Raw genomic sequence first — 3,587 nt, forward strand, 5'->3', positions numbered from 1 at the left:
TTATTAACTTGGACTGATAATTCAGTGGCTTATTATGATTTCTTGAAATCTTTCTCCGCCACTTCTTTAGCAGGAAAATCTTGGAATCAAGCGGTTCACGATGGTTTTGTTGCTTCTGTTGCAAGTCCATTGTCTGCATCAAGTGCAAATTATAGTGCTGCGGCTTCGGCTTTAGCGCAAGCAAAATCCTCTAATTTTGATTTAGTTTTATATTCTAAAATTGGAATGGGAGATGGACAACAAGCAAATAACCCATGGTTACAAGAATTCCCTGATCCAATTACAAGAGTATCTTGGGATAATTATGTAACTATTTCAAAAGCAGATGCTGAGAAAGGTAATTTTAAAAATTGGAACGTAGCTAACGGTGGTTTAAACGGAAGTTATGGTACTATTAAAGTGGGTAATACTACTTTAGAAAAAGTACCAGTTATTATTCAACCAGGTCAAGCAAAAGGAACTTTAGGTTTGGCTTTTGGATATGGTAAAAAATTAGGTTTAAAAGAAGAAATGCAAGTTGGTGTAAACGCTTATGCTTTATACGCTAACTTAAACTCTAATCAAAACGCCACTATTACTGTTGCTGATGGAGAGCATGAATTTGCCTCAGTTCAGTTGCAAAGAACATTAATGGGTAGAGGTGATATTTTAAAAGAAACTACTCTAGAAGTATTTAATACAAAAGATGCTAAAGAATGGAATCCAATTCCTATGGTTTCTTTAGATCACAAACCTACAGCAGCTACTGAAGTTGATTTATGGGAATCTTTCGATCGTTCAATAGGTCATCATTTTAATTTATCAATTGACTTAAATGCGTGTACTGGATGTGGAGCGTGTGTTATTGCTTGTCATGCCGAAAACAACGTGCCTGTAGTTGGTAAAGATGAAGTAAGAAGAAGTAGAGATATGCACTGGTTGCGTATTGATAGATATTACTCTTCTCAAGAAACTTTTGCGGGTGATATTGTTGAAAAAGAGGAAGCTTCAGGTTTATTAGACACAATAAGTACTTTTTCAGATATGGAAGATCCTTCTGAAAACCCACAAGTTGCATTCCAACCTGTAATGTGTCAGCACTGTAATCACGCACCATGTGAAACTGTTTGTCCAGTGGCAGCTACATCACACGGTAGAGAAGGTCAAAACCACATGGCATATAACAGATGTGTTGGTACGCGTTACTGCGCAAACAACTGTCCATACAAAGTAAGACGTTTCAACTGGTTCTTGTATAACAAAAACAGCGAGTTTGATTATCATATGAATGATGATTTAGGCCGTATGGTTCTTAATCCAGACGTTAATGTTCGTTCTCGTGGGGTTATGGAAAAATGTTCAATGTGTATCCAAATGACTCAAGCGGTTAAGTTGAAAGCAAAACGCGAGGGAAGATTAGTTGGAAATGATGAATTCCAAACAGCTTGTTCTGCAGCTTGTACAAATGGAGCAATGAAATTTGGAGATGTAAATGATGAAACATCTGATGTTGCAAAATTACTGGAAGATGAAAGAATGTATCATTTATTAGAGCATATAGGAACTAAACCAAACGTGATGTATCACGTAAAAGTTAGAAACGATAAATAAGTATTAATTAACAGAAACAATATAAAGGATTATGTCGTCTCATTACGAAGCACCCATAAGAAAACCGTTAGTAGTAGGAAGTAAATCTTACCACGATGTAACGGTAGATGTAGCTAGACCTGTAGAAGGTAGAGCAAACAAACAATGGTGGACAGTATTTTCAATTGCATTAGCCGCTTTCCTTTGGGGATTAGGTTGTATGGTTTATACTATTTCTACTGGTATTGGAACATGGGGTTTAAATAAAACAGTAGGTTGGGCATGGGATATTACCAACTTCGTTTGGTGGGTAGGTATCGGTCACGCCGGAACTCTTATCTCAGCCGTATTATTATTATTCCGTCAAAAATGGAGAATGGCCATTAACCGTTCTGCTGAAGCAATGACTATTTTCTCAGTAATTCAAGCCGGATTATTTCCAATCATTCACATGGGTCGACCATGGTTAGCATATTGGGTATTACCAATTCCAAATCAATTTGGATCATTATGGGTAAACTTTAACTCGCCCTTATTATGGGACGTATTTGCAATCTCAACGTATTTATCTGTATCATTAGTTTTCTGGTGGACTGGTTTATTGCCTGATTTCGCAATGCTTCGTGATAGAGCTGTTACTCCATTTACTAAAAGAGTATATTCTATTTTATCATTCGGATGGTCGGGTAGAGCTAAAGACTGGCAGCGTTTTGAAGAGGTTTCTCTTGTATTAGCTGGTTTAGCTACGCCATTGGTACTTTCTGTTCATACTATTGTATCTTTTGACTTTGCTACTTCGGTTATACCAGGTTGGCATACCACAATTCTTCCTCCATACTTCGTTGCGGGAGCTATTTTCTCAGGATTTGCAATGGTAAATACCTTGCTTATTATCATGAGAAAAGTATCAAATTTAGAAGATTATATTACTGTACAACACATCGAATTAATGAACATCGTAATTATGATTACAGGTTCAATCGTAGGTTGTGCATATATTACAGAATTATTCGTTGCCTGGTATTCAGGAGTTGAATATGAACAATATGCATTTTTAAATAGAGCAACGGGTCCTTATTGGTGGTCTTATTTATTGATGATGACTTGTAATGTTTTTTCTCCTCAATTTATGTGGTCAAAAAAATTAAGAACAAATATTGCTTTCTCTTTTATAATTTCTATCGTAGTAAACATAGGAATGTGGTTTGAACGTTTTGTAATTATCGTTACTTCTTTACACAGAGATTATTTACCATCTTCATGGACAATGTTCCAACCAACTTTTGTCGATGCAGGTATCTATATTGGAACGATAGGATTCTTTTTTGTATTGTTCTTATTATATTCTAGAAGTTTCCCAGTAATTGCTCAAGCAGAAGTTAAAACTATCCTAAAAGCATCAGGAGATAATTACAAGAAAGCAAGAGAAGAAAACGATCACAATCATTCAGATAATCATTAATATTATGAGTAATAAAGTAATACACGCTATATATAATGATGATGATGTTTTAATGGATGCTGTAAAACAAACTAGAGCAGCACATCATCATATCGAGGAAGTATATACTCCATTTCCAGTTCACGGTTTGGATAAAGCAATGGGATTAGCTCCTACAAGAATTGCAATAGCTGCATTTTTATACGGAATAACTGGACTTTTAGTTTATACTGCTTTGATGAATTTTATTATGATTCAAGATTGGCCACAAGATATTGGCGGTAAGCCAAGTTTTAACTATATTGATAATATGCCTGCATTTGTGCCTATTATGTTTGAAGGAACTGTTTTTTTTGCAGCCCACTTAATGGTAATTACATTTTATTTGAGAAGTAAATTATGGCCATTTAAAAAAGCCGAAAATCCAGATGTTAGAACTACAGATGACCATTTTTTAATGGAAGTAGGTGTTCACGGAAATGAAAAAGAATTGGTTTCTTTTTTCAAAAGTACGGGAGCAGTAGAAGTTAAAGTAATTGAAAAGCATTAAGAAGGAGTTATGAAAAGATTATATAAA

The 3,587-nt window shown here is 35.2% G+C and carries 3 protein-coding genes; all 3 read left to right on the top strand.

Annotation, left to right across the window (positions count from 1 at the left end):
* Positions 1-1,590: 4Fe-4S dicluster domain-containing protein (locus tag ACIQZC_RS09945; protein WP_396139069.1), on the top strand; the 1,590-nt coding region annotated here is incomplete at its 5' end.
* Positions 1,591-1,621: 31 nt separating this feature from the next.
* Complete coding sequence (gene nrfD, locus ACIQZC_RS09950) at positions 1,622-3,031, top strand: NrfD/PsrC family molybdoenzyme membrane anchor subunit (RefSeq protein WP_396139070.1); 1,410 nt, start codon at positions 1,622-1,624, stop codon at positions 3,029-3,031.
* Between the two features lie 4 nt (positions 3,032-3,035).
* Positions 3,036-3,560, top strand: coding sequence for a DUF3341 domain-containing protein (locus ACIQZC_RS09955; RefSeq protein WP_396139071.1), 525 nt, complete (start codon positions 3,036-3,038; stop codon positions 3,558-3,560).
* Positions 3,561-3,587: the final 27 nt, after the last annotated feature.

This window comes from Flavobacterium sp., assembly GCF_044338735.1.
GTDB lineage: Bacteria > Bacteroidota > Bacteroidia > Flavobacteriales > Flavobacteriaceae > Flavobacterium.

Coding starts and splice junctions, on each gene's coding strand:
- ACIQZC_RS09955 (WP_396139071.1), top strand. CDS start 3,036: ATGAGTAATAAAGTAATACACGCTATATATAATGATGATGATGTTTTA.
- nrfD (WP_396139070.1), top strand. CDS start 1,622: ATGTCGTCTCATTACGAAGCACCCATAAGAAAACCGTTAGTAGTAGGA.